The following is a 23,540-nucleotide window of genomic DNA, read 5'->3' as shown; positions in this document are numbered from 1 at the left end:
CATTTTATAGCGAGAGTCTGTTTTCATCATCAATCAAGGTGAGGCGGGAAGGGGACGATGAACCCCACCGCCATAGAACGAGATTGAGATCATCCCGGCTCGCGCCCTTTGCAAAACTGCGAACCAGCAAGCCGCTGTATCCATCTGCAATCAAACGTCTCGCAAAAATCTGCGTCGCAGCTTCGCCTTTCAAGCGCATTTGCTCCCGCCAGCCATCATGCCCAAGCATTGCAGCTTCCAGTCCCATTGCCTTTAATGCAAGCTCATCCCTGCAATCGAATATGGTTTCGATCTCCGCATCATAAGATACAATTGTCGTTGGCTGCAGGTTGCCGACCTGATTGGCCTCGCGAAGTGCCGTCATGATGCTGAGAGACGCGTAAAGCGCGGGAACTCCTTTGGGATTGAAGCGTCCGCCATAAAGCTCGGCGCCCCGCCCGGAAAGAGGTTCCCGGGCAAAGACAGGATTCAAAGCCCGATAAAGTTTATCTCGATAGCTGATTGACACGGTTAGGCATAAACCCCCGCGTCAATCGCATCAATATAATCGAGCACTGCGCTGGCTCGGCCATTAAGCACCAGTTGCATCGCAGTCTGACCCGAAAAGCCAGCCAGCGGCTCCGAACGATACCAGGCATAAGCCATAAGCGCTGAACCAAAACGCGGTTCGACCTTGTTCAAGATCTCGACCATCTCACGTAGCCGTTTTTGCGTCTTGTCAGATTGCACGCGATCCTTGCGCTGTACTGCGTCACGTCCCAATCCTGCGGAACGGGCGACTTCATCGCTCGTTGTACGCAGCGCGTCAGCAATTTTTCGCGGTGCGAACAGACCGTTATCTGAATATTGTGTGAGACCCATGATGTTGCCTCCATATCCGTGAAGCCATTAATTATGACGTAATATAGCGTCATTCGAAGCGGCATTCAAGGAGAAGGCAGATCTTAACTTAACTCGCGATCAATATCGCGTCTCAGAACGATTGCGGTTGTGAGATCTTCCACAATGTCATGTCCTGCTATCAAGTCACGTACCCTGTTAAGACCGTCGATTGAACCGGTCTCCAGTTCGACGATCAGATCAAGCTGCCCGCTGACCGATGATACCCGACGCACCTCCGGGTGACGCGCCAGTATATCCAGCAGATCATGTGCCGGGGTTCGTCGCAGATTGATCAAAAACGCCGCGCGAATAACATTTGCGTCGATTTCGCCGATATCCGCACGGTATCCTCTTATGACCCCGCTGCGCTCAAGATTTGTGACGCGCTCACTCGTGGCACTACGCGACAACCCAATACGCCCTGCCAGCGTTTTCAGCGCAATACGCGCCTCTTTCGACAGGATTGCCAGTATTTCACGATCTTTCGCATCAAGTTCGCGCATCTTTACCCTATTCACATGACCGGACATATGCCGGTCTATTCCGACAAAGTGCCGGTTATCCCGACAGGATACTTGATGCCCGAAAATCCTTTGCATGCCAAGCTGCGGGTAAGAAATGTAACCTGGAAAAATACTGACTATGACCGATCTCTCCCATCCCGCTCCCCAGTTTTCAGCCATTGATGCCGAAAGGCTTGCCAAGGAAGTTTTTGGCGTAAGCGCAAGCGCTTCTGAGCTTGATAGTGAGCGTGATTGTAATTTCCGCCTGAAAACTGGAACGGAATCCGACTGGATTCTAAAGATCGTCAATGCCAGCGAACCGAAAGTCGAGAGTGAATTCCAGACGGCTCTGTTGCATCACCTGTCCAATGCCAAATCCAAATTGGCGGTGCCGCATCTCAAACCGAGTCTTTCGGGTGATGTACTTGCTTCAACCGTTGCTGACGGTGGAGAAAAACATGCCCTGCGCCTGGTTGGCTGGCTACCGGGAACACCACTTGCGCAGGTAACCAGAACATTTGATTTGATGCGTAATCTGGGCCGCTCATTGGGCGAGCTCGATCATGCTTTGCAAGGGTTCATCCATCCGGGCGCGCTTCGCGATCTGGATTGGGACCTCCGTCATGCTGGCCGCGCGCGTACGCGCCTGCATTTCATAGACGATGCCGACAAAAGAGCATTGCTTGATCGTTTCATCACTCGCTTTGAAACCCTTGTTGAGCCCAAACTTGCAGGTTTGCGCGCGCAGGTCATTCATAATGATGCGAATGACTGGAATGTTCTGGTCGACAACACAGACCATGAAAAGATTGCAGGTCTCATCGACTTTGGTGATGCCGTTCATACAGTACTGATCGCGGAAGTGGCCATAGCTTGCGCCTATTCAGCGCTGGACACAGACGATCCGATTGGCGCCGCTGCGGCACTCGCATCGGGCTTTCATGAAAAATACCCGCTCAAGGCAGAAGAAATCGATCTTCTGTTCGACCTTATTGCCATGCGGCTTGTGACAAGCGTTACATTCTCTGCCTCGCGTCGTGAGAAGACAGACGATAATCCTTATCTCGCCATTAGCGAAGCGCCAGCGTGGCGTCTCTTGGAGAAGATGGATGCAATGAACCCACGCTTTGCGACAGCCATTTTGCGCAAAGCTTGCGGGTTTGATGCCATAGATGGCGCAGGCGCTATCCGCAAATGGATATCTGACAATGCCAAGACATTTGCTCCAATTGTGCGTCCCGCGCCTGCGACCATGACCAAAGCGATTGTCCCTTATGGCGACGCATCCCATTTTATGACAGTCGCATCCGCTGAACAGCGCGCAACAGAGGCCACGCAATGGTGGGACGACTTCTGTGCCCGGAATAACGTTGATCTTGGCATTGGTTCCTGGGGCGAGAAGCGAACTGTCTATACCGACAAGGCTTTTGAATCGCGCTTCATTAATGGACAGCGCCGCATCCATCACCTTGGTGTGGATTTGTTCATGCCAGCCGGTACTCCGCTTTACACGCCACTGGCGGCAACCGTCATAAGCGTTGAAATCGAACACGAGCCGCTTGGATATGGCGGTCTGGTCAAGCTGGAACACCGCCCCGAAGGCTGCCCGCCATTCGTGACGCTTTGGGGACATATGGCACATGAGGCACTGGAACGTCTGAAGCCTGGTCAGGAGCTGCAGGCTGGTGATCTCGTCGGTCATATGGGCGGTATTCATGAGAATGGTGGATGGACGCCACATCTGCATTTTGAGATGACGACAGACGTCAATCTCACAGCAACCGAGATTCTGGGTGTGGGCGAAGCCGCATATCTGGACGTGTGGGCGGATTTATTCCCGGATGTGGCTGAACTGGCAGGTATTCCACCTGAAACCTTCCATCAGGATGGTCGCACACGGGCGGAAATTATCGAAAAACGCAAAGAAATCCTGCTGCCCAACCTGTCTATTTCCTATTCCGAGCCGATAAAGTTTGTACGCGGAGAAGGCACCTGGCTTATCGACAATTACGGGCGGGCGTATCTCGATTGCTTTAACAATGTTTGTCACATAGGCCACGCTCATCCCGAGGTTGTCGAAGCCATCGCACGGCAAGCAGCATTGTTGAACACCAACACACGCTATCTGCACGATAATATCGTTGAATATGCCGAGCGGCTTACCGCGACATTGCCAGAAGGCCTAACCGTTGCATCATTTGCTTGCTCAGGCAGCGAGGCAAACAGCTTGGCGTTGCGAATGGCGCGCAATCATACTGGTCGCGACGAAGCAATCGTGCTTGACTGGGCTTATCATGGGACAACGCAGGAACTCATCGATCTCAGCCCTTATAAGTATAAGCGCAAAGGTGGGAAGGGTCGCCCTACGCATGTCTTTGAAGGTGTCATTCCTGACAGCTATCATGCTCCGGAAGATTGGCCTGTTGAAGAGCACGCCAAACGTTTTGCCAGCAATATTGCCGAGCATATCGACACGATGCGCAGTCAGGGTCGCGCACCCGCATATTTCTTGGCTGAATCCATTCCAAGTGTTGCCGGTCAGGTATTTCTGCCGGAAGGCTACCTCAAAGAAGTCTACGCTATGGTTCGGGCTGCGGGCGGCATATGTATCGCTGATGAAGTGCAGGTCGGCTTTGGTCGGGTGGGCAGTCACTGGTGGGCTTTCGAATTGCAGGATGTTGTCCCTGACATCGTCACCATGGGCAAACCCATTGGTAACGGTCATCCAATGTCTGCGGTTGTCACAACGCGGGAAGTGGCAGACAGCTTTAACAATGGCATGGAATATTTCAACACCTTCGGCGGCAATCCGGTTTCCTGTGCCGCGGGCCTCGCAGTGCTCAATGTGATCGAAAGAGATGGCCTGCGTAAGAATGCGCTTGATGTTGGTAACTACCTTATTGCTGGCTTTCGCGAAATGCAGACGCGTTTTGACATTATCGGCGATGTTCGGGGTGAAGGTTTATTCCTGGGGATTGAACTGGTTACAGATCGTAAGACGAAAGCACCCGCAACTACTCTGGCAAAACGTATCAATGATGGCGCAAGACAACGCGGTATTCTGATGGGTACGGAAGGGCCACATGATAATGTACTGAAGATGCGTCCATCGATGGTTTTCAGTCGCGACAATGCCGATCATCTGCTCAGCGTCCTGAACGATAGTTTTGTAGCTGCTCTGCGGTAAGAGCAGCCGAAAGGCTTGATCTAAAGGCCGTATTCTCGCCGGGCAATCCGGACGAGGATACGGCCTTTTTGTTTCGCTTACTCACACTCATCGTTCACTCAGAACGTGGCTTGAGCTCCGATAATCATCGTCAAAGCGTTCATACGAGACGCCGACAATATGCCGGTAGATTCCGGCAATGTGTCGGGCGCGCAGACATATTGCAGGATGCTTGCGAACTGAGCCTGTGCCAAGCTCTCAAATGAAGGTTAGTGGCAAACCATAACCCTAAAACAAAAAGACAAATCCAGAGGAAACGGAAAGTCATGAGTTCCAAATTGAAGAGCCTCATTGCAATCGCAGCTGTTGCGATTGCTGCAAGTTTTTCGAACGTGCCAGCGCAGGCTGATGAGCTGGAAAAGCTCAAGGAAACCGGTGAGATGCGCATTGCGATGAGTGGTCAGTATCCACCGTTCAGCTTCACAAACGAGAAAAACGAAGTGGTTGGGTTTGATGCATCGATTGGCGCTGAAATTGCGGGCCGCATGGGCATGAAGCCAAAGATCGTTACTACGCCGTTCGATGGTATTATCGCGGGTCTTCTTGCAAAGAAATATGATGCAGTTGTTGCATCCATGACGATTACACCAGAGCGTGAAAAGGCCGTAGACTTCGTCGGCCCTTACTACCACGCAGGCCGCACAATCGTTGTAAAAGACAGTTCATCCATTCAAAAACTTGAAGAACTGAACGGCAAGACTGTTGGTGTCACAATGGGTGACGCGCATGAAAAATGGGCAAAAGCGCAGGGCGATTTGACCGTTCGTACGTATAAGGGCTTGCCTGAAATGCTGATCGATCTGGAAGCAGGTCGTATCGATGCGCTTGTCATGGATAGCATCCCGGTCATGATTGCTGTGAAGGAAACAGGCCAAAAGGTTCGTATTCTGGATACACCAAACATCGAAGGTGGCCGCGTTGCCCTCGGTATTGCAATCCGTAAAAACAATCCGGAACTGAAAGCTGCAATGCAGAAGACCCTCGACGATATGCTCGCTGATGGTGGTTACGAAAAGATCTCGATGCAGTGGATCGGCAGCGACATTCGCTAATCGAGTTTAAATCCGGCCCGGTTTTTCCGGGCCGGTTCACATGACTTTCCGGAGTATCTTTATGGATCTTGCGTTAATGCAGCGCGTCCTCCCATTTTTTCTGGAGGCTGCATGGGTCACTGTGCAGATTTCTGTGCTTGCTCTTCTGCTAGGATTCGTCGTTGCAGGCCTGTTGGTGATCGGTCGCCTCTCAAACATTGCGATCTTGCGTTTTTTGTCCGGGGCATATGTCAGCGTATTTCGTGGGACACCCTGTCTGGTGCAATTGTTCGTCCTGTATTTCGGTGGCCCCCAGATAGGCTTGGAACTGGAGCCGTATTCAGCAGGCGTCATCGGCCTTGGGTTGAACATCGGCGCCTACATGGCTGAGTCAATTCGTGGTGCGATTGCCAGTGTGGACCGCGGACAAACGGAAGCTGCACGCTCAATTGGTTTTGATCGTGAAAGAACGTTACGTTTGATTATTCTGCCGCAAGCCGCCCGCCTCATGATCCGGCCATTGGGCGTCAATGCCGTCGCACTCGTCAAAGGATCGGCACTGGTTTCAACAATTTCGGTCGTGGAACTGACTTATACAGCGCAGCGCTTTATCAGCTCGACATACAAGCCCTTCGAGATTTTTGCAGTCGCTGCTGTGCTTTACATGATCATTGTTTATGTCGTCGTCATGATTGTCGATCTGCTCGACAAGCGCTTTGCGCCGCATTGAGGGAGGACAGATTATGCCAACACTCGATTTCAGTATCGTTGTACCCTATTACGACCTCTTATTGGCCGGGCTTTGGTGGACGTTTGTTTTGGCCGTTGCCTCCAGTGTTCTCAGCTTTGCCTTCGGTATTCTATTCGCCCTGATTGTGCTTTATGCGCCATCTGTACTTGCATATCCCGTACGCTTCTTCATGTGGCTTTTCATGGGAACGCCCTTGTTGTTGCAGCTCTACCTCATCTATTACGGGCTTGTGCAAATCGGCATCGATATCCCGGCACTTTTTGCGGGCATTATCGGCCTGAGCCTGCATTTCGCGGTCTATAATGCGGATGTCATTCGTGCGGGTATTGTTTCTGTCGATCCCGGACAAACAGAAGGCGCACGATCCATCGGTTTGAGCCGGGGACAGGCGCTACGTTATGTGATCGTACCACAGGCGATACGGAACACTATTCCACCCATTGGCAACAACATGATTGTCTTGCTCAAGGACACATCACTTGTCTCGATTATCGGAATTGCCGAACTGGTCAATAGTGCACAGATCGCTATCAGCGAAACCTATAGTCCTTTTGAGTTTTATCTTACTGCAGCTGCACTCTACTATCTGGTGAACCTCGTTATGGAAGCAGGGCTGCGACATATTGAAAGAAAAGTGGAGGTCACGCGATGAGCACGCTGAAGCCAATGGTTGAAGTTAAAGGTGCCCGCAAAGCCTATGGCGCATTGGAGGTTCTAAAAGGCATCGATCTTTCTGTATCGCGCGGGCAGATCATTGCAATTATAGGTCCCAGCGGCTCAGGAAAGAGTACGCTTCTGCGCTCCATCAACCATCTTGAGACCCTGAATGGCGGCGAAGTCTGGCTTGACGGTACGCAAGTCAATCAGCCGCTCAAAGGGCAGGCCTTTGAAAAGCATATAAACTCCGTGCGTCAGCAAATGGGTATGGTGTTCCAGCATTTTAATCTGTTTCCACATTTAACCGTTCTGGAGAATATTACGCTCGGTCCGATTAAATTGAAGAACATAAGTAAGTCGCGAGCGCGTGAGCTGGCACTGGAGCTGCTTGCCAAAGTTGGATTGGCTAATAAGGCCGATGTCTATCCGTCGCGCCTGTCGGGCGGACAAAAACAGCGTGTTGCGATTGCGCGCGCGTTGGCCATGCAGCCCAAGGTGATGCTGTTTGATGAAGCAACATCGGCACTCGATCCCGAACTGGTTGATGAGGTCAATCTCGTCATGAAACAGCTCGCTGCAGAGCACATGACAATGCTGATCGTCACGCACGAAATGCGTTTTGCTGGTGAAGTTGCAGACAGGGTACTGTTCATGGATGGCGGGGTAGTCGTCGAAGAGGGCGCTCCCGATGAGCTCCTGCGCAACCCTCAGCAGGATCGAACACGTACATTCCTGAAAAACTATCTGGCAGCCTAAATCTTTAACACGAGGCAGCATCAAATAATCAGGTCCTAAAGTGCGGAACAAAATCAGCATTTTAGGGCCTGTTTCTTTAAAAAGCTTCCACTTCGTGATGAGGGCACAGTTAACTTTTTGATGTTGCACTTTGCGGGTGCAGTTAGAGCGCCGATCTGATTGGATCAGATCGGCGCTCTAAATATTTGTTTTAACGCGCATCTTTGTCCGAAAACCGTTTCACACTTTTCGGGATGTGCTCTAATGAGCTTGGTGGAAGTTATTGAAACCAGAAAATTGAAGGCCGACCGAGGAACACTCGGTCGGCCTTCATATTTATTCTGTTCTACTATCTAAGCTGCGAGAGCTTCATCAGCTATCGTTGGCACTTCAGAAATTGTCTTAAGAACCTGAGAGGCAATCTGGTAAGGGCAGCCCTGTGAGTTGGGGCGGCGATCTTCCAGATAGCCTTTATAGCCATTCTGCACAAACGAATGTGGTACACGGATCGATGCTCCGCGATCAGCAATGCCATAGGAGAACTTGTTCCAAGGTGCCGTTTCATGCTTACCGGTCAGACGCATATGGTTGTCAGGACCATAGACGTCGATATGATCCTGCAAGTTTTTGTCGAACTGAGCCATCAGAGCTTCGAAATAGGCTTTTCCGCCAACTTCGCGCATGAATTTGGTCGAGAAGTTGCAATGCATTCCCGAGCCATTCCAGTCGGTGTCGCCGAGTGGCTTGCAGTGGAACTCGATATCGATGGAGTACTGTTCACAAAGGCGCAGAAGAAGGTAACGAGCAATCCAGATCTGGTCTGCAGCGCTTCTTGAGCCTTTACCGAAAACCTGGAATTCCCACTGACCCTTGGCCACTTCAGCATTAATGCCTTCGTGATTGATCCCTGCAGCAAGGCAGAGGTCAAGATGCTCTTCTACAATCTTGCGCGCGATCGATCCAACGTTTTTGTAACCGACGCCGGTATAATACGGGCCCTGTGGTGCAGGGAAACCTTGTTCCGGGAAACCAAGTGGACGACCGTTTTCGTAGAAAAAATACTCCTGTTCGAAACCGAACCACGCATCTTCATCTTCAAGAACAGTCGCACGGCTGTTCGATGGATGAGGCGTCACGCCATCAGGCATCATGACTTCGCACATAACAAGTGCGCCGTTGGTGCGCGCCGGATCAGGATAAATTGCAACTGGCTTTAATACGCAATCCGAGCTGCGGCCTTCTGCCTGCATCGTGGAAGAACCATCAAAGCCCCAGTAGGGAAGCTGATCAAGGGTTGGAAATGTTTCGAATTCCTTGATCTGGGTTTTACCACGCAGGTTCGGGGTAGGGGTGTAGCCGTCCAACCAGATATATTCGAGCTTATATTTTGTCATCGCCTAGTCTCTTTTGTTCTGCGTATTAAACCGATTCCCAACATTGCCGCCCACTTGTCATGTGTCCGTCAATGCGTTTGATTTAATAGAAGCAAGTGTCATGCCAGTTGAAGCGATCGCGGGATCGCGCATGTTTCAGCGACCGTTAGTGAACCAAAGGCGGGCTTAGGCTGAGATGATCACGGTTGGGAGGTGCTGCGGATTGAGCTAAGCATAATCCAGAGGTTCAATATTTGACAATATGTTGCTCATAAAATAGGCAAATGTATAAAAACGCGTCATCATGTACGCTTAGATAAATTGCTTTTGTGATGTGTCTTCGCGCACGTTCATTGAGCGCGCGCGAAAAATTATTCGGTTTGAGGTTCTTCCGATTTAACAAGCAATTTATCTATGCGGCGACCATCCAGATCGACGATCTCGAACATCCAACCATTCTTGCTGAAAGTTTCACCAACATCGGGAAGATGCTTCAGTTCTTCAAGTACGAAACCAGCGATTGTATTATACTCGACATCGTCTTCGATGGGAAAATGCATGAATTCCGAAAATTCATCAATGGGCATCCAGCCGGACACCAAATAAGAGCCATCAGCCCGACGGACAATGGCTTGTTCCTCGATATGTTCTTCCTGCATAGCGCCAATGATTGCTTCCATGATGTCTCCAGCTGTAACTAACCCTTCAAAATGGCCATACTCATCATAAACAAGCACCATATGGGTGGGTGTACCGCGGATAGCCTCCACGACATCCAGAGCGTCAGAAAAGTCAGAAACGACTGGTACGTCTTTGAGAATTTGACGCAGATTGACGCTACCTTTTAACGAAAGCTGATTAAAAAAATCGCGAGCTTGCAAGACGCCGATTATTTCGTCTGAATTTTCACCCCGAACGGGGAGGCGGGATCGGCTGGACTTTTGTAATTGATCGCGAATAGTTTCAATGCCGTCTTCAATGTCTATCATTTCAACATCGAGACGTGGTGTCATCAGTCCGCGAGCAGTACGATCGGCAAGGCGCATAACACCAGCAATCATTCGAGATTCTTCAGTCTCTATCACACCGGCATGGTGTGCCTCGGCAAGTACGGTTTTGATTTCTTCATCTGTGACACCGTCGCTTGATTTACCCGACTGACCGAGCAAGCGCAAAACAAGACGACCAGATGTATCCAAAAGCCACACGAGTGGGGCAGCCAGTTTTGAAAGAACTGCCATGCTGGGCGCCACACGGCTCGCTATAACTTCCGGTTCGCGCAGTGCGATCTGTTTGGGAACCAACTCGCCAACAATCAACGACAGATAAGTGATGACGACCACCACAGAACCGACACCAAAGGCGTCAGCGAGCGAAGGAGACACGCCCTGGGCGACGAGCCAGCCCGTCAAGCGTGCGCCGAGCGTGGCACCAGAAAATGCTCCTGATAAAATTCCGACCAGAGTAATGCCAATTTGGACTGTTGACAGAAAACGGCCAGGGTTTTCTGCCAGTGCTATGGCCATTCTAGCGCCTCGACTGCCCTTATCTGCCAGAACGCGCAACCTTGCAGGGCGCGAGGAAACCACTGCTAACTCCGACATGGCAAGCACGCCGTTCAGAAGTGTCAGCAGCACGACTGTGATTATTTCAAAATACAAACTTGTTCCTCAAGAATGTCGCTAGAGATTTCATCGAAACAAGTTAGCAGACAATGTATGGAAAGGCGACAAAGGGGCTGGTTATTCGTATTCCAATCGATACACGAACAACCGATCATCACAATCCAAGGCGTTTGCGGAGCTCCGCATTTTCGGCATGAAGCTTTTCCGCTAAAGCCTTACGTAACCGTTGGTTTTCAGCTTCAAGTTCAACCAAAGCTCTAAGTTCATCACTCTGCTGTACCGGCACGCTTGGGACTTTTGTCTCTGAAGCCTTCTTCCAGTTATAGTATGTCTGTTCGCTGATCCCCACTTTCGCCAATGCTGTCTTGACAGTGGTATCGCTGTTTTTCAAATCTTTGGCGATTGACGCCAATAACTTTACTCGCTCTGTAAGGGAATATTTCTTACGTTTTGCTTTCTCCGCAGTATCAGTTGAAGAAGGAGCATCATTCGTTGCTGAGTTTTTACGTGTGGGTGCTTTTGACTTGACCAGCTTGGCAACGACAGCACTATCTTGCGAAGAGGCCTCGCCGTTAGTATTTGTATCTTCGGTCGACATCGATTTTCTCTCCATTAAGCGGTGGATTATCTGCTTTTAGTTCAAACCAACGCGAGTTTGTTTTCTAAACTCTGCGGTGCGGTTCAATGCCTTGCTGCGTTATGCGCTTTCATCTGTCACATCAAAGACCTGATCGGCACGAAGTATCATTTGTTCCAGACGCGCATTTTCCGCCCGTAAATGTTCGACAAGCAGCAGTTTCAACCGTCTATTCTCAACTTCCAATGCATTAAGATGAGGATCTTGTTTCAAGTGCGAGGCATGAGAGCCAGTGATAGGACGTCGGGTCAGTTGCTTGGAGCCGCGTACTTTTGGTATCGTAGGCTTTGCAGTCGGCGCGGGTATCATGTTGCTGACTGTTGGTGGCTTTTGGGAGCGCCCGGTTACAACGATTATCGATTTGGCTTGCGGCGACAATGAAACTGAGCCGGATGATGATAAAGGCAGCGTATTAGCAGCCGAAACGGTTGCTGCATCATGAAGTTTGCCACCCTCATGTTCCATTTTTAAGGTGGCCGCTTTAATGCCAACTGGTGCATTCCGCTTGCGCCGAGAAGCTGCTTTTTGTCTCACTGTTGCTGATGCAGGTTTGATGCCATCCTCGGGTAAAGGCCCAGCGGAAGTCTCGCCCTCAGTAACTATGGTTGGCTTTTCATCAGCCTGCACCGGCGATATCTGGGTTGCATAAGGCGCGTGCGCGTTGGGATCTGTCACTGTTTTCTCAAGGTTATTCTGCTTAGCATACTCAGGCAAAGACAGATCGCTCTCAACTTCGCGCGTAATTTCTTTGAGGTTGATATCCCCCCATAACGAATTCGTGCTTTTATGCGAGCGACGATTTTTATATTCGACAATCAAACGTTTGCCTGGAAATTTCATGCTAAAACTATCGTCCTGATCAGGTTGGTCGACCAACTATGTATATGTATAATCTATCTGTAGCCGATGAAGTGTGCAACCTATCCCCGAAAGGTGGGGGATCCTGTGAGTAGCAGCGTAATAACAGTCGAATTAAGCGCATACACCTTCCTAATTGTAAACCAACCTTAAAGTAATAGAGTGTATTTTACTCGTATTTAGGGCGCCGTTTAATTTCATTTCTGGAGACATGGGCATGGCTAATGATAATATTACAGTGACAGATAACCAGGCAGCGGAAAAAGTGCAAGAGTCGCTTAAAGTCGCTAAATCCAAAGCCAGAACACCCAACAAGCAGGCGAAAGCAAAAATAGATGAAACGCCGATCATTAAGGAGAAATCCTCCAAAGTTGTCCGGCGTTCACCAGCTGAACGGGTTCGGTTGCTCGCAGCGATAACAAAGCAAATCCAGAGCGGCAAGACTACATTGAAGGCCGCTCTTAAAGAAGCAGGTGTCAGCGAGCAGACTTACTACAACTGGAAAAATCAGGTCAAGGAGAGCACGCCACTTGTCTCTCATCAGAGTGATGAGTTGAAGAATCTCGTAGAACTCGAAGCAGAAAACAAGCGACTTCGTAGAGAGCTGGCGAACAAGCTCCGTGCAGAAAATGCGGAACTGCGCAAGCGGCTTGGACTAGCCTAGGCAGAACCATCTTCTTCCATTCCATGAGCGCTCGTTGTCATATCCAAACGCTAACATTGTACGTATTGACAGCGAGCGCCTTCACAGCAAAGGAATTTGCAGCTTCGCAAATCACTCAACATAATTGGCGTCACGACACGAAAGTGGTGAATCTGTCCGAGATTTGAGAACTTATGCGGAACCTTTGTCGGCTTGATCGTTCAATTAGGCTCAGGACTCATTGCTTTCCGAGTCAGAATATAACGGCTGCTGCGAGATCTATTGCTGCACGGAACACGACCGGGCAGCGATCATAACGGGTAGCAATTCTTCGCCAGTCTTTCAGTCTGCCAAACATGATTTCGATACGATTGCGTCGCTTGTATCGGCGTTTGTCATACTTGATAGGCTTCTTACGGTTTTTGCGACCCGGGATGCACGGCTTTATCTCTTTGTCTTTTAACCGTTTTCTGAACCAGTCGGCATCATAGCCTCTATCAGCAAGAAGCCAGTCGACCTTCGGTAACGTCTCAATTAAGGCTGTAGCTCCGGTGTAGTCGCTGATTTGTTCCGCCGTGACGTGTAACCTGATAGGGCGACCCTGCGTGTCGGTGACGGCATGCAACTTGGTATTCATGCCACCTTTTGTCCGGCCGATCAGGCGTCCACCACCCCCTTTTTTAGCCGTAGGCTTGAGGCCGTGCGGTGCGCTTTCAAATAGGTCGCATCTATCATGACAGTCTTTCCGACCGACGACTTGGAAGACAGGCCTTCCAGTATTTGAGCAAATATCCCCTTGTGACACCAACGGTTCCAACGATTATAGAGCGTTTTAGAGGGCCCGTATTCCCTAGGGGCATCACACCACCGTAACCCATTACGAAGAATGAATATAATTCCACTCAAGACACGCCTGTCATCAACGCGTGACGTCCATGGCTCTTGGGAAAAAAGGGGCGAAGGCGTGGCATTTGCCCTTCGCTCAGCCAGTAAAGATTACTCATCGTTCAGTCTCCTCAAGAGAAACTGAATCAGCTCTTCATTCTCAAATCAATGGGTCCTGAGCCTAGCGGATGGCATCAATCTCGGCCTTACGAGAATGGCGGACGTCTCGCCAGGAATCACGATGCGTCAGCTTGCCTGGGCGCATGACTGGCACATTCGGGAAGAAGATTACACCGCCGCGCATGCGATTCTCGTCAACGCCCAAAGACAATTGCCTCTCGCAAGCCTATGGGGAGATGGGACCACCTCATCCTCGGACGGCCAATATTTTTCGGCTGGCGGTCATGCCGAGGCGATCGGCGACCTCAACGCTCGTTACGACCCCAATCCCGGGGGCCAAATTCTATCGGTTCACGTCCGACCAATATGGCGCTTTCTACATTGTCGCCATGAACGCCAATGCCAGCGAGGCAATCTATGTTCTCGACGGCTTGCTCTATCATGGCAGTGAGCTTGTCATCGAGACCCACTATGTCGATACCGGCGGTGTCAGCGACATGAGTTTTGCCCTTTGCCATCTCGTCGGCTTCCAACTCGTGCCCCGGCTACGAGGTCTCAAGGATCGCAAGCTCTATCTATTCCCCGGCGATACGCCTCCAGAGAACCTGGCATCGCTTGTCGGAGAGCCCGTCAACGTCGAACGCATCAAGGCAAACTGGAATGACATCCTTCGCCTCGTAACGACGATCCGCTCCGGCCAGGTTCGACCTTCTACCCTGCTTGCCAAGCTGTCGGCATTTCCACGCCAGAACGGATTGGCACTGGCGCTGCGCGATCTCGGCCGCATCAATCGATCGATTTTTTTCTGCCCCAGTGGTGGTAGAATCCGGAGATGCGCAGAAACGCCACTGCTGGCCTCAACAAGAGCGAAGCCCAGAACACCCTGGCTCGCGCTTTATTCTTCAATCGTCTCGGAGAGTTACGCGACCGTACCTTCGAGAGCCAGTTCTACAGGGCGTCCGGTCTGAACCTTTTGATCAATGCCATTGTCTACTGGAACACGCTCTATCTCGAACCGGCGTTCGCCGAACTCAACCGGGAAGGTACTATTACGCCGCCCGAAATTATCAAGTACATAACTCCGCTCGGCTGGCAACACATCAGTCTCACCGGCGACTATATCTGGACCCCGACAGATGGTCTTGATCTCAGGCCGCTGCGGAAGGAAACCTCCTCTCTGGTAGCCTGATCCCCCTCTGTTCTCATAAGTCGGACAATCCGAGCACTTTCGTGTCGTGACGCCAAGATGGCACGTGTTGTTTGGACCTTAATGGCGATGATGAATCTCAAGGGTACGCAGTTTCCCAAAAGTGTCATCCTGCACGCCGTCTGCTTTTATGTGCGCTATTCGGTTTTCTATCGTGACCTTCAGAAAATTTTGGCTGAACGCGGCAGATATATCGATCATGCGCTGAACCGATGGGGTATTCGTTCCTCACCGCAGAGAGCTGTGTCGCAAAGTTTTGAGCAGAGTAGAACTGTCCTTATCTCTGGACGCAATTATGCTGCGAGTTCAGCAAAGACCTGAAATGGTGATCGGTTGCCGTTGGCGAACTGCTTTTTGCGGATCATATGCGCCACTTCGATTCCAGCGAGTGTGGCTGCAGCGGAATGAAATGTTTTGAAACCCATCATCGGCTTAGTGATCCGCTTGATAAACCGGTGGTCTTGTTCAAGGATATTGTTGAGATATTTGTTCTGGCGGATTTCAATGATCTCGCCGGTACCTGTGAATTTCAAGATCGTGTTCACAGCCTGCAGCCCGGCCAGATTGGCTCCGCCCTTGTCAATGACAACCCTCTCGGGAACACCGTTGGTTACAATGGTCTTCTTGAAAAACCGGCGCGCTGCAGCCAGATCCCGGCACTCAGACAACAGGAAATCAAGAGTTTGGCCATTGCGGTCAACAGCGCGATAAAGATACGTCCATTTTCCCTTCACCTTGATATAGGCCTCGTCAACGCGCCAGGAACGAGAGCCGTGGGCCGTTTGTGCAGCTGAGCCTGCGCGGCGATCTGCGGTGAGGAACGAATACCCCATCGGTTCAGGGTTGCATGATCGATAAATATGCCGCGTTCAGCCAGAGTTTCCTGAAGGTCACGATAGGAGACTGGATAACGCACGTAGAAGAAAACGGCATGCAGGATGACACTTTTGGGAAACTGCATGCCTTTGAAATCGATCATTATCGGTCTCCAATAACTTTCGACCAATCATAACAGACTTGAATTCAACAGGTCAGAGACAATAACTTTGCGACACAGCCATTGAAATGCTCAAGCAGCTTTAGACTGAAATACAGAACCCAGCGATGCACAGTGGAATGATCCATCGGGATGCCGCGTTCAGCCATCATTTCCTTCAAACTCCGAAGACTGAGATTGTAAGCCAGAGTACTATCACCCACATCATTGACGAAACGTCTGCAACAGATCCACTTTTCTTGTTTATCCTGCCAAAAATACGAGTTTTTATCTCCCTGGCATAATATAAAATAAAATTGCATTGATACGTAATTTATTTTCAAGAATTTGAAAGTGAATATTTCATTTAATATTATTACCAACTCTGCAATGCGTATTGGTAAAACTCATAATTCTCGCAGCATAGCGATCCAAATGATCATGTATAAACCGATTGTCTTGCGACGATCTCTTACGGAGAATAAACGATGGAATCAAAAAAGATAAGTGCTGATGAGGCACGTGCATTGCAAATCCAAATGCGGTTGAAGAAATTTCGCGACGGGGAGGAACCCCCACCACCACCACCACCGCCGCTGGCAGCACCGGTTCCATTGGAAGCGTTTTTACAGCCAGGCAATCTGGCGACAAAAGCTATTCTTGATAATGGGCTCAATCTCGAGATTCGACCATGGCCGCGTGTTGCGCCTGATGATGACGTATATTTATATATAAATAATGTTCCAGGTCTCCAGCCCCTATTTGAGGTGCCTAATCCGCTACCACCGACACCGTACAAATTTCCATTCAAACTCGAAAATTATCAGTTTGGCAGTTACAAAGGCCAAGTTGAAGTGAGATATCAAGTTGTTTCTGGTTCTGCACAAAAAGATATGTCAGAAGCTCTGATTATAAAGATTGATCGCGAACCTCCAAATAAAAACAATATTCCAGTGTCTTTGCTATTCCCCCCAAATATGAACAACAAAATCACGACAAAATATCTTGAGGAGAATAACGATCAAGTCATCGTGACAGTACCGGCTTATGATGAAATGGAGGCGGGTCAAACGGTTATACTGTGGTGGAACTCAAGAAAGACGACAGCGATTCCCGCTGTTGTGGTAACTGCTCAGCATGTGACAGACCAGAAGATACCGATTGTGATTCCAGGAGCGCAGTTCACGGCTCTTCCGGATAGTCGAGTTTATTTACAGTATAACCTGGTCAGCCGTGTCGGGTATGAGGGGCCGCCTTCGGAAATGGCCTACGTTGATGTGTCGTTGCAGCCAGAACCTACCAATCTGCAAGATCCTATCGTGCCTCTGGCCGCAGACGGCCTGATAGACCTCGATGATGCTAATGCCGGAGTCGAGATTCAGATCCTTGCTTATACGAATATAGTAAATGGTGACAGCGTCGTGGCGTATTGGGGAAGTTCCTCACTTAGCCCCGAAATGGTGTCGGCAAACGAGTTTCCGGTCTTTGTTTCAGTGCCAAGAGCGATCGTGCTGAAAGAAGGCTCCGGCACTATCCAAGTTCGCTATGAAGTGCAGCGTGGAGCGAGTGTTACACAATCAAGCAGCATACCAGTGACAGTAGATGTTAGCACTGTGGGACCGGTCGATCCTGTTCCAGACACTAACGTGAATGAAGCATTGCAACCTCCATCGATCAGAGGTGGGAGCAATAAGAATGCAGTAAATACACTGCTCGCCGACGACAAGGGGAAAGCCGCAACGGCAATCATTCCGTTTTATCAAAGTGGCCGAGGTAATCCGGCTGCTCCAATCATCACTGAAGAAGGTGCAGTGATTGAATTGATCTGGGGAGAAATGCCGAACAAGCCTATCCCCCTTGGAGCTTATACAATCTCTGCGGCTGATCTAGCTGCAAAAACATTTCCGCCTATTCAAATTCCCGCAAGTATTGTCGATGCTACCGCCGACACCGATGACTTTGAAGTGCATTACACTGTTAGCCGACCTAGCACGAAACCGCCAAAGAATTCCATTTACTCGCCTTCAGCAAAGGTGGTTGTTGACATGGACACCCCTGGCGGGCCGGATGGACTGCTTGCACCAACGATCATGGGCACGACAGCCAAAAACTGGATAACGAAGGAAACAATAATAGCTGGCGGTGGTGTCAAAATCAGGGTTGCACCGTATGCCGGAATGAAAGTGGGTGATACGGTAAAGCTACTGTGGGTCGCTTTTAAAACCACCAACAACGCCACCGACAGCGAGATTCCAGGCACTGAATATGATCAGAGTATGACTGTAACAGAAGTTCTCATGGCAAATGGTATGGAATTTACAGTGCCTTACTCACCCTACGTCGATACGATTGCTGCAGTAACTGGAAACCAAAGGCAGGGTTCGGCTAGCGCAAAATATATAGTTGATCAGAAAGGCAATAAATATACTTCGAAAATAGCGACGGTCAAAGTCGAATTGTCATCACCGTCTGGTAACTGATTTTCATTTGTGGTTTTGTGACGACATTGGCACTGATACACATTGGCGGGATTTCCTTAGCTGAAAGACGGTGCATTAGTGTTTAAATGTTGTCCTATATAAATCGTGGGATGGGAGTAGGGACTTTACCCGCCCCCCATCCCACAACTAGAAAAGGAATGAAAATAGTACAAGCCGAACGATTTAATTCAGCACTACTTGGCCACACGATACTGCACACATAATACCAAACCAGATTATCTAATGATTAAAGGAAACGGAATGTTGCATCTTCGGGTGCAGCTACAGTTTATCTATGCCCGCAATATATTGTTGCGTGGCGCAGCGGTTCATTTTTTAGCGCGATAGAAGCGCGATATTTATTAACAACACCCCGCAGAGGATCACTTTGCTTGGGTGTCAGGAGTCCAGAATGGCAAAAAACACAAAAAACACCGTCCTTCCGCTTACAGATGAATCAACTCCTCCACTTGCTCAGCTGGATATTCCGACAGCTGTTGCAGTCCCTTTTGGTGATCCGGATGCAAACCTTCATGCCGTAGGTGTGAACGCTGTCAGGGATGGTTTGAAAGTATTCGTCGACCCCTATCAACGGATGCTGGTAGGTGATTTCATCGAGGTATTTTGGGGAGCGCCGGATCTTCCGATCACCTCTACTACGGTTGATGAGTACAACATAAACACGCGTATCGGCTTGAACATACCCGAATCCAGCATCCAACCCGGTCGCGTAGCGCCCTATTATCGCCTCACTGCTTTAAGCACTGCAACTGCAGTTGCATCGCCCTGTGATATTTGGGTTAAATTCGATATTCCTGGTGGGGTAAATCCGGACCATAGCACACAGGAAAACAAAAATATCGCCGCCCCTATCGTCCCGCCCGATGTTGCAGAATCCGGCGTGAACAAAGCGGGGGCTCAAAGCGGCGTCGAGATCACCATACAGCCCTATCTGAATATGGCGGAATATGACCGGATTGAGTTCTGGTGGGGCGGCGAACGGATCTGGGTTACCGTGCAGCCTGACGATGTAGGGAAGCCGGTACGTTTCACGGTCAATGAAGCGGCAATTCTGGAAGCGGGCGATGGCGAAATCGCGCTGCACTATCAAATCATCGATGCGGCCTTGAACCCGTCAGACGGTTGGTCTTTAATAACCAGGGTCATGGTGACGGCTAGTAATACGCAGCTGGGTGCGCCGTTGGTTGCCGAGGCTGTCGATGGGATTGTGGATCTGGCCATTCTGGCCGGCAGGGACGCGACCGTACAGGTCATTGCAATCGGGAGCGAATTCACCGCGGGCGATACGATAGAGCTGCTATGGGCCGGCCGTGATGCCGGAGGCGCTGCGGTCGGCTACAGCACAAGCCGGGTATTGCAAAATGTGCCGCAGGTGGCTCAGTTTTCAATCCCGAATGCGAAGGTTGCCGCGATTGCGCAAGGTGTGGCGATTGTCTCATATACTTTACGTAAATTGGACGGGAGGGCACTGCCATCTCAGCGTACACAGGTGAACATAAAGGGGCAGGCCATTAGCTTGGCGGCACCTTCGGTCGACCAGGCAAATGGCGGTCAACTGGCTTATGACCTGTCATCAGCGACCGTGCGTATCACGCCTTATCCGAGCATGGCCAAGGGCAATGAAGTCACCATGATCTGGGCGGGCCAGCGGGCCAACGGGCAACCGACCTATTATACGGAGCCGTTGATCGTGACGCAGGGCGCAGTGGGGCATGATATCTTGTTCGAAGTGCCGCGTGCCGAGATCGCAGCGCTGACGGGTGGTACGGTAGAAGTGTACTATCAGGTGAAAGCCACTTTAGTGTCAGAAGTGCCGGCGCAGCAATCGGCGCGCTTGCAATTACAGATCACCGGAAGCGTAGCACTTTTACCAGCACCAACGGTGCCGAAAGCTGATGGCGACCGGCTGAGTCCGGCCTTACCTTATGTGGATGTGCACGTTCCGGCCTATGCCGGTATTGCTATCGGTGATGAAGTGCGGCTGGCATGGATTGGCGATAAGACCGGGCCGTATTCGGACAGTCAAGCGGTTGAAACAGCGGCGGAGCGGGCCTCCGGTGTGAGTTTCAGGGTCTATGAGGAGGATATTGCAGGTAATCTCGATCATTACGTGACAGCGAGCTATTCTGTTGTGCGTGGCGGTGTGCAAGTTGGCAAGTCAGCGTCTTTACGACTTTGGGTCGGGGTTGCGCAGGTGATACTGCCGGCGCCGCGTGTTGATGAAGCGCAAGGCAATGTTCTGATCACGGCCAATGTGCCTGCAAGTGGTGCATCGGTGCGCATTATTGCAGCGGCCCGTCTGATTGCAGGTGATACCGGAACGCTGCACTGGCGCGGGAAGGCTGGAGCGGGCACAACCGATGTGCCATTCACAGTGCTGCAGACGGATCAGGATGTGATCGTGACCGTGCCGCATGCCGTGGTCGCCGCCAATAACGGCACCACAATCACAATGGATTATACCGTCAATCGAGCCGGAAGCGTGATAACATCCGATCCTGCAAGTTACGCAATCCAGGCAACAGCACGCAATGGTCGATTGCTCGTCATGGGCGCAAGATCAAGAACGGGACGAACTGCACAGGAGGCGGCTTTCGCCTATTTCCCTGGTCAGAGCGTATTGACGGCGCTGGATGCACAGACGCGCCAGCCGGTGGAGGCGTTGTGGCGCTATGCAGATCAGACCAATGCCGAGACCGTGACCGGCTCTCGCTTCGTGGATACCAGGCCAGCCGAGGTTCTGGAGGTGCAGGCTCTGGGAGATCGCGTGCAAATCCGTCCCCGGAACTTGTCAGGTAGCGGAGAAAACGCGGATGGGGCATTTGCTGCTCAACAAGACGCAGGTTCGCTAGTAGCTTGGGGGAGTGCAAGCTCTGGTGGTGCAATTCCGCCCAGCAGTGGAATTTCCGGTCTGACGGATATCGTTGCAGTTACCGCAAATTCTTCTGCGTTCGCAGCACGCCGGCAAGCAGGTCAAGTTGTGGCTTGGGGGAGTGCAAGCTCTGGTGGTGCAATTCCGCCCAGCAGTGGAATTTCCAGCCTAACCGATATCGTTGACGTCGTGGCATCTAAATCTGCGTTCGCGGCACGGCGGAGCACTGGCCAGGTGGTAGCATGGGGCCCTGATGATAGTGGAGGTAGTATCCCCGCCACTAGCGGGATCTCCAATCTGACAAATATCGTCGAAGTTGTGGGAAATTTTCAAGCGTTCGCGGCGCTGCGCAAGACCGGCCAGGTAGTCGCTTGGGGAGAGGCCAAGACTGGTGGCAGCATTCCTGCCAGCAGCGGGATTTCTAGTCTAACTGATATCGTTGAACTCATACCAAATTGGTTTGCGTTCGCCGCACTGCGGAATACAGGTCAGGTTGTAGCTTGGGGACTTGCTGATTATGGTGGTGATATTCCGGTCGACAGTGGGATTTCAGCTTTAACCGATGTTGTCGAAGTTGTGGCAAGTGCATATGCGTTTGCAGCACGGCGCAGGACTGGTCAGGTAGTGGCTTGGGGAAGGAGCGATATGCTTGCAGATAGTGGAATCTCCAATCTGACAGATGCTGTTAAGCTCGTGCCCAATAGTTGGGCGTTCGCAGTATTGCGAGCTAATGGCCAAGTGGTCGCTTGGGGGAATGATGCTTATGGTGGCAACATTCCGGCTAATAGCGGGATTTCCAATCTGACAGATATCGTTGAAATTACAGGAAGTGCACTAGCGTTCGCGGCGCGCCGTCAATCTGGCCAGGTAGTGGTCTGGGGAGACGCCGATCATGGTGGGAGCTTCCCAGACGGTAGCGTGATCCCCAGTTTGACAGATATTATTCAAGTCGTAGCGAGTACAAGAGCATTCGCGGCATTGCGAGCAAACGGCACAGTGGTCGCATGGGGAGACGCAAACTCCGGCGGGGTCATCCCAACGAACATTGCCTTGCAATTGACTGAGGTTCGGGCAATTTATGCAAGTCACGAAGCCTTTGTAGCGCTAACGGCTGATAACCGGGTGCTGGCCTGGGGCAATCGAGCTGCTGAAGGTAACAATGCTGCGATCCCGGCGCCTCTGCAGGGTAACATCTCATACGAGTTGAACTCGGGTGCATAGACCGTAATCTGAGAAGCGGTTTTTAAGAGAGCCTGTCGCAAAGCGTTGCAGATAAATGATGTACATTGCAATGCGGCAGGTCAAATATCTCAATAATGTCCTTGAGCAAGAGGCATTGCCAAATTGTTTGACCAGATCGTGCCGGGTATCGAGGTGGTATGAAGTTACCCAGTTCATTTCCCCGATTGAAGGGGTTTCGATTTCCGCGCGAGATTGTCGCATATGCGGTATGGGCCTATCATCGGTTTGCGCTGAGCACAGCTGATGTGGAAGATCTTCTTGCTGAACGTGGCGTGATCGTCAGCCGGAAAACTGTTCGCCTTTGGATCATTGGATCAATCATTTTGGCCGTCATTTTGCTCATTGCATACGCAAGGACCGGCCAAGGCCGAATGAAAAGTGGCATATGGATGAGATCGTCATCACGATCGGCGGCAGAAAATTCTGGCTCTGGCGGGCAATGGATGCGGAAGGCGATGTTCTCGTCATTCTGGTTCAAGCACGCTGCAATACCAAGGCCGCCAAGCGTTTCTTCTCCAGCCTGGTCAGGTAATTTGGTCAGCCCCGCGTCGTGGTGACGGACAAGCTTGCCAGCTATGTTAAGCCGATACGGACTATTGCGCCAAATACCGATCATCGTGTTCATAAGGGTTTGAATAATAGGATTGAAAATTCATACCGCCTGAACCGAAAACGCGAGAAAATCATGGGACGTTTCAAATCAACACGATCTTCCGTCCTCGCCGCCACAATCTCACTGCCGCCTCATACCGCCATGCAAGAGCTGACGCATTCTGGCTATGGGCAAATTACACTGCGAAAATGACCGCCTGACTT

17 protein-coding genes and 3 pseudogenes are annotated in these 23,540 nt (G+C 50.8%); 11 read left to right on the top strand and 9 right to left on the bottom strand.

Translation table 11 applies throughout. The annotated features are described in order from the left end of the window. Positions 1 to 4: 4 nt before the first annotated feature. From CEV33_RS22100 to CEV33_RS22090, 3 genes are all read right to left on the bottom strand, one after another. Complete coding sequence (locus tag CEV33_RS22100; RefSeq protein WP_094542603.1) at positions 5 to 502, bottom strand: RES family NAD+ phosphorylase; 498 nt, start codon at positions 500 to 502, stop codon at positions 5 to 7. Between the two features lie 8 nt (positions 503 to 510). Then, positions 511 to 861 (bottom strand): MbcA/ParS/Xre antitoxin family protein, encoded by a 351-nt coding sequence (locus CEV33_RS22095; protein WP_024899124.1) that lies wholly within the window; start codon positions 859 to 861, stop codon positions 511 to 513. Between the two features lie 83 nt (positions 862 to 944). Beyond that, the gene (locus tag CEV33_RS22090; RefSeq protein ID WP_024899125.1) at positions 945 to 1,385 is read right to left on the bottom strand and encodes an Lrp/AsnC family transcriptional regulator; all 441 of its coding nucleotides are present in this window, start codon (positions 1,383 to 1,385) and stop codon (positions 945 to 947) included. A gap of 139 nt (positions 1,386 to 1,524) precedes the next feature. Here CEV33_RS22090 and CEV33_RS22085 point away from each other — a divergent pair, with 139 nt between their 5' ends. The 5 genes from CEV33_RS22085 (at position 1,525) to CEV33_RS22065 (ending at position 7,806) form a co-directional block, all read left to right on the top strand. Further along, positions 1,525 to 4,572 (top strand): aminotransferase class III-fold pyridoxal phosphate-dependent enzyme, encoded by a 3,048-nt coding sequence (locus tag CEV33_RS22085; protein ID WP_094542510.1) that lies wholly within the window; start codon positions 1,525 to 1,527, stop codon positions 4,570 to 4,572. 305 nt (positions 4,573 to 4,877) lie between these two features. Beyond that, positions 4,878 to 5,663, top strand: coding sequence for an ABC transporter substrate-binding protein (locus tag CEV33_RS22080; protein ID WP_094542509.1), 786 nt, complete (start codon positions 4,878 to 4,880; stop codon positions 5,661 to 5,663). Positions 5,664 to 5,724: 61 nt separating this feature from the next. Then, positions 5,725 to 6,372 carry an amino acid ABC transporter permease gene (locus CEV33_RS22075; RefSeq protein WP_094542508.1) on the top strand — a complete coding sequence of 216 codons (648 nt, stop codon included), beginning with the start codon at positions 5,725 to 5,727 and terminating at the stop codon, positions 6,370 to 6,372. A 13-nt stretch (positions 6,373 to 6,385) separates the two neighbouring features. Next, complete coding sequence (locus CEV33_RS22070) at positions 6,386 to 7,045, top strand: amino acid ABC transporter permease (protein WP_094542507.1); 660 nt, start codon at positions 6,386 to 6,388, stop codon at positions 7,043 to 7,045. Beyond that, on the top strand, positions 7,042 to 7,806 hold the full coding sequence (locus tag CEV33_RS22065; RefSeq protein WP_094542506.1) for an amino acid ABC transporter ATP-binding protein: 765 nt from the start codon (positions 7,042 to 7,044) through the stop codon (positions 7,804 to 7,806). Before CEV33_RS22070 ends, CEV33_RS22065 begins: the two co-directional genes overlap by 4 nt. Positions 7,807 to 8,138: 332 nt before the next feature. On the opposite strand, the gene CEV33_RS22060 is transcribed toward CEV33_RS22065, so the two are convergent. The 4 genes from CEV33_RS22060 to CEV33_RS22045 form a co-directional block, all read right to left on the bottom strand. Continuing rightward, the gene (locus CEV33_RS22060) at positions 8,139 to 9,179 is read right to left on the bottom strand and encodes a glutamine synthetase beta-grasp domain-containing protein (RefSeq protein ID WP_094542505.1); all 1,041 of its coding nucleotides are present in this window, start codon (positions 9,177 to 9,179) and stop codon (positions 8,139 to 8,141) included. A gap of 350 nt (positions 9,180 to 9,529) precedes the next feature. After that, on the bottom strand, positions 9,530 to 10,819 hold the full coding sequence (locus CEV33_RS22055) for a hemolysin family protein (protein WP_094542504.1): 1,290 nt from the start codon (positions 10,817 to 10,819) through the stop codon (positions 9,530 to 9,532). A 118-nt stretch (positions 10,820 to 10,937) separates the two neighbouring features. After that, positions 10,938 to 11,381: a transposase gene (locus tag CEV33_RS22050; protein WP_094542503.1), complete on the bottom strand. Its 444-nt coding sequence runs from the start codon at positions 11,379 to 11,381 to the stop codon at positions 10,938 to 10,940. 99 nt (positions 11,382 to 11,480) lie between these two features. Next, on the bottom strand, positions 11,481 to 12,260 hold the full coding sequence (locus tag CEV33_RS22045; RefSeq protein WP_094542502.1) for a hypothetical protein: 780 nt from the start codon (positions 12,258 to 12,260) through the stop codon (positions 11,481 to 11,483). 235 nt (positions 12,261 to 12,495) lie between these two features. Between CEV33_RS22045 and CEV33_RS22040 the strand changes: the two genes are divergently transcribed. Continuing rightward, positions 12,496 to 12,942, top strand: coding sequence for a transposase (locus tag CEV33_RS22040; RefSeq protein WP_094542501.1), 447 nt, complete (start codon positions 12,496 to 12,498; stop codon positions 12,940 to 12,942). 232 nt (positions 12,943 to 13,174) lie between these two features. Here the strand turns inward: CEV33_RS22040 and CEV33_RS22035 are convergent. After that, positions 13,175 to 13,925: pseudogene (locus CEV33_RS22035) on the bottom strand (IS5 family transposase). A 95-nt stretch (positions 13,926 to 14,020) separates the two neighbouring features. Here CEV33_RS22035 and CEV33_RS22030 point away from each other — a divergent pair. Both CEV33_RS22030 and CEV33_RS24620 read left to right on the top strand, forming a co-directional pair. Beyond that, a pseudogene (locus CEV33_RS22030) lies at positions 14,021 to 14,894 on the top strand (Tn3 family transposase). Then, positions 14,810 to 15,115 (top strand): Tn3 family transposase, encoded by a 306-nt coding sequence (locus tag CEV33_RS24620; RefSeq protein WP_268875823.1) that lies wholly within the window; start codon positions 14,810 to 14,812, stop codon positions 15,113 to 15,115. Before CEV33_RS22030 ends, CEV33_RS24620 begins: the two are co-directional and overlap by 85 nt. Before the next feature lie 311 nt (positions 15,116 to 15,426). Here the strand turns inward: CEV33_RS24620 and CEV33_RS22015 are convergent. Continuing rightward, positions 15,427 to 16,112, bottom strand: a protein-coding gene (locus tag CEV33_RS22015; RefSeq protein WP_374818146.1) for an IS6 family transposase whose coding sequence is annotated in 2 segments (ribosomal slippage) — positions 15,427 to 15,903 and positions 15,906 to 16,112 — 684 coding nt in all. Because the reading frame shifts where the segments join, the coding sequence is not laid out codon by codon here. A 485-nt stretch (positions 16,113 to 16,597) separates the two neighbouring features. On the opposite strand from CEV33_RS22015, the gene CEV33_RS22005 reads away from it, so the two are divergent. The 3 genes and pseudogenes from CEV33_RS22005 to CEV33_RS21995 all read left to right on the top strand — a co-directional run bounded on the left by CEV33_RS22005 (position 16,598) and on the right by CEV33_RS21995 (position 23,537). Then, positions 16,598 to 18,589, top strand: a complete 1,992-nt coding sequence (locus CEV33_RS22005; protein WP_094542497.1) for a hypothetical protein — start codon at positions 16,598 to 16,600, stop codon at positions 18,587 to 18,589. Positions 18,590 to 19,001: 412 nt separating this feature from the next. Beyond that, a complete protein-coding gene (locus CEV33_RS22000) occupies positions 19,002 to 22,703 on the top strand; it encodes an RCC1 domain-containing protein (protein ID WP_094542496.1) in 3,702 nt (1,233 codons plus the stop codon). Between the two features lie 158 nt (positions 22,704 to 22,861). Beyond that, a pseudogene (locus tag CEV33_RS21995) lies at positions 22,862 to 23,537 on the top strand (IS6 family transposase). Positions 23,538 to 23,540: the final 3 nt, after the last annotated feature.

Source organism: Brucella grignonensis, assembly GCF_002252505.1.
Lineage (GTDB): Bacteria > Pseudomonadota > Alphaproteobacteria > Rhizobiales > Rhizobiaceae > Brucella > Brucella grignonensis.
Note: the sequence above shows the minus strand (reverse complement) of the source record. Positions and strands in the feature narration are given on the sequence as shown.

Excerpts from the sequence above, each read along its gene's own strand:
- CEV33_RS22090 (WP_024899125.1), bottom strand. The coding sequence starts at position 1,385 with ATGCGCGAACTTGATGCGAAAGATCGTGAAATACTGGCAATCCTGTCG.
- CEV33_RS22095 (WP_024899124.1), bottom strand. The coding sequence starts at position 861 with ATGGGTCTCACACAATATTCAGATAACGGTCTGTTCGCACCGCGAAAA.
- CEV33_RS22070 (WP_094542507.1), top strand. The coding sequence starts at position 6,386 with ATGCCAACACTCGATTTCAGTATCGTTGTACCCTATTACGACCTCTTA.
- CEV33_RS22050 (WP_094542503.1), bottom strand. The coding sequence starts at position 11,381 with ATGTCGACCGAAGATACAAATACTAACGGCGAGGCCTCTTCGCAAGAT.
- CEV33_RS22000 (WP_094542496.1), top strand. The coding sequence starts at position 19,002 with ATGGCAAAAAACACAAAAAACACCGTCCTTCCGCTTACAGATGAATCA.
- CEV33_RS22060 (WP_094542505.1), bottom strand. The coding sequence starts at position 9,179 with ATGACAAAATATAAGCTCGAATATATCTGGTTGGACGGCTACACCCCT.
- CEV33_RS22075 (WP_094542508.1), top strand. The coding sequence starts at position 5,725 with ATGGATCTTGCGTTAATGCAGCGCGTCCTCCCATTTTTTCTGGAGGCT.
- CEV33_RS22085 (WP_094542510.1), top strand. The coding sequence starts at position 1,525 with ATGACCGATCTCTCCCATCCCGCTCCCCAGTTTTCAGCCATTGATGCC.
- CEV33_RS22065 (WP_094542506.1), top strand. The coding sequence starts at position 7,042 with ATGAGCACGCTGAAGCCAATGGTTGAAGTTAAAGGTGCCCGCAAAGCC.
- CEV33_RS22005 (WP_094542497.1), top strand. The coding sequence starts at position 16,598 with ATGGAATCAAAAAAGATAAGTGCTGATGAGGCACGTGCATTGCAAATC.
- CEV33_RS22080 (WP_094542509.1), top strand. The coding sequence starts at position 4,878 with ATGAGTTCCAAATTGAAGAGCCTCATTGCAATCGCAGCTGTTGCGATT.
- CEV33_RS22045 (WP_094542502.1), bottom strand. The coding sequence starts at position 12,260 with ATGAAATTTCCAGGCAAACGTTTGATTGTCGAATATAAAAATCGTCGC.
- CEV33_RS22040 (WP_094542501.1), top strand. The coding sequence starts at position 12,496 with ATGGCTAATGATAATATTACAGTGACAGATAACCAGGCAGCGGAAAAA.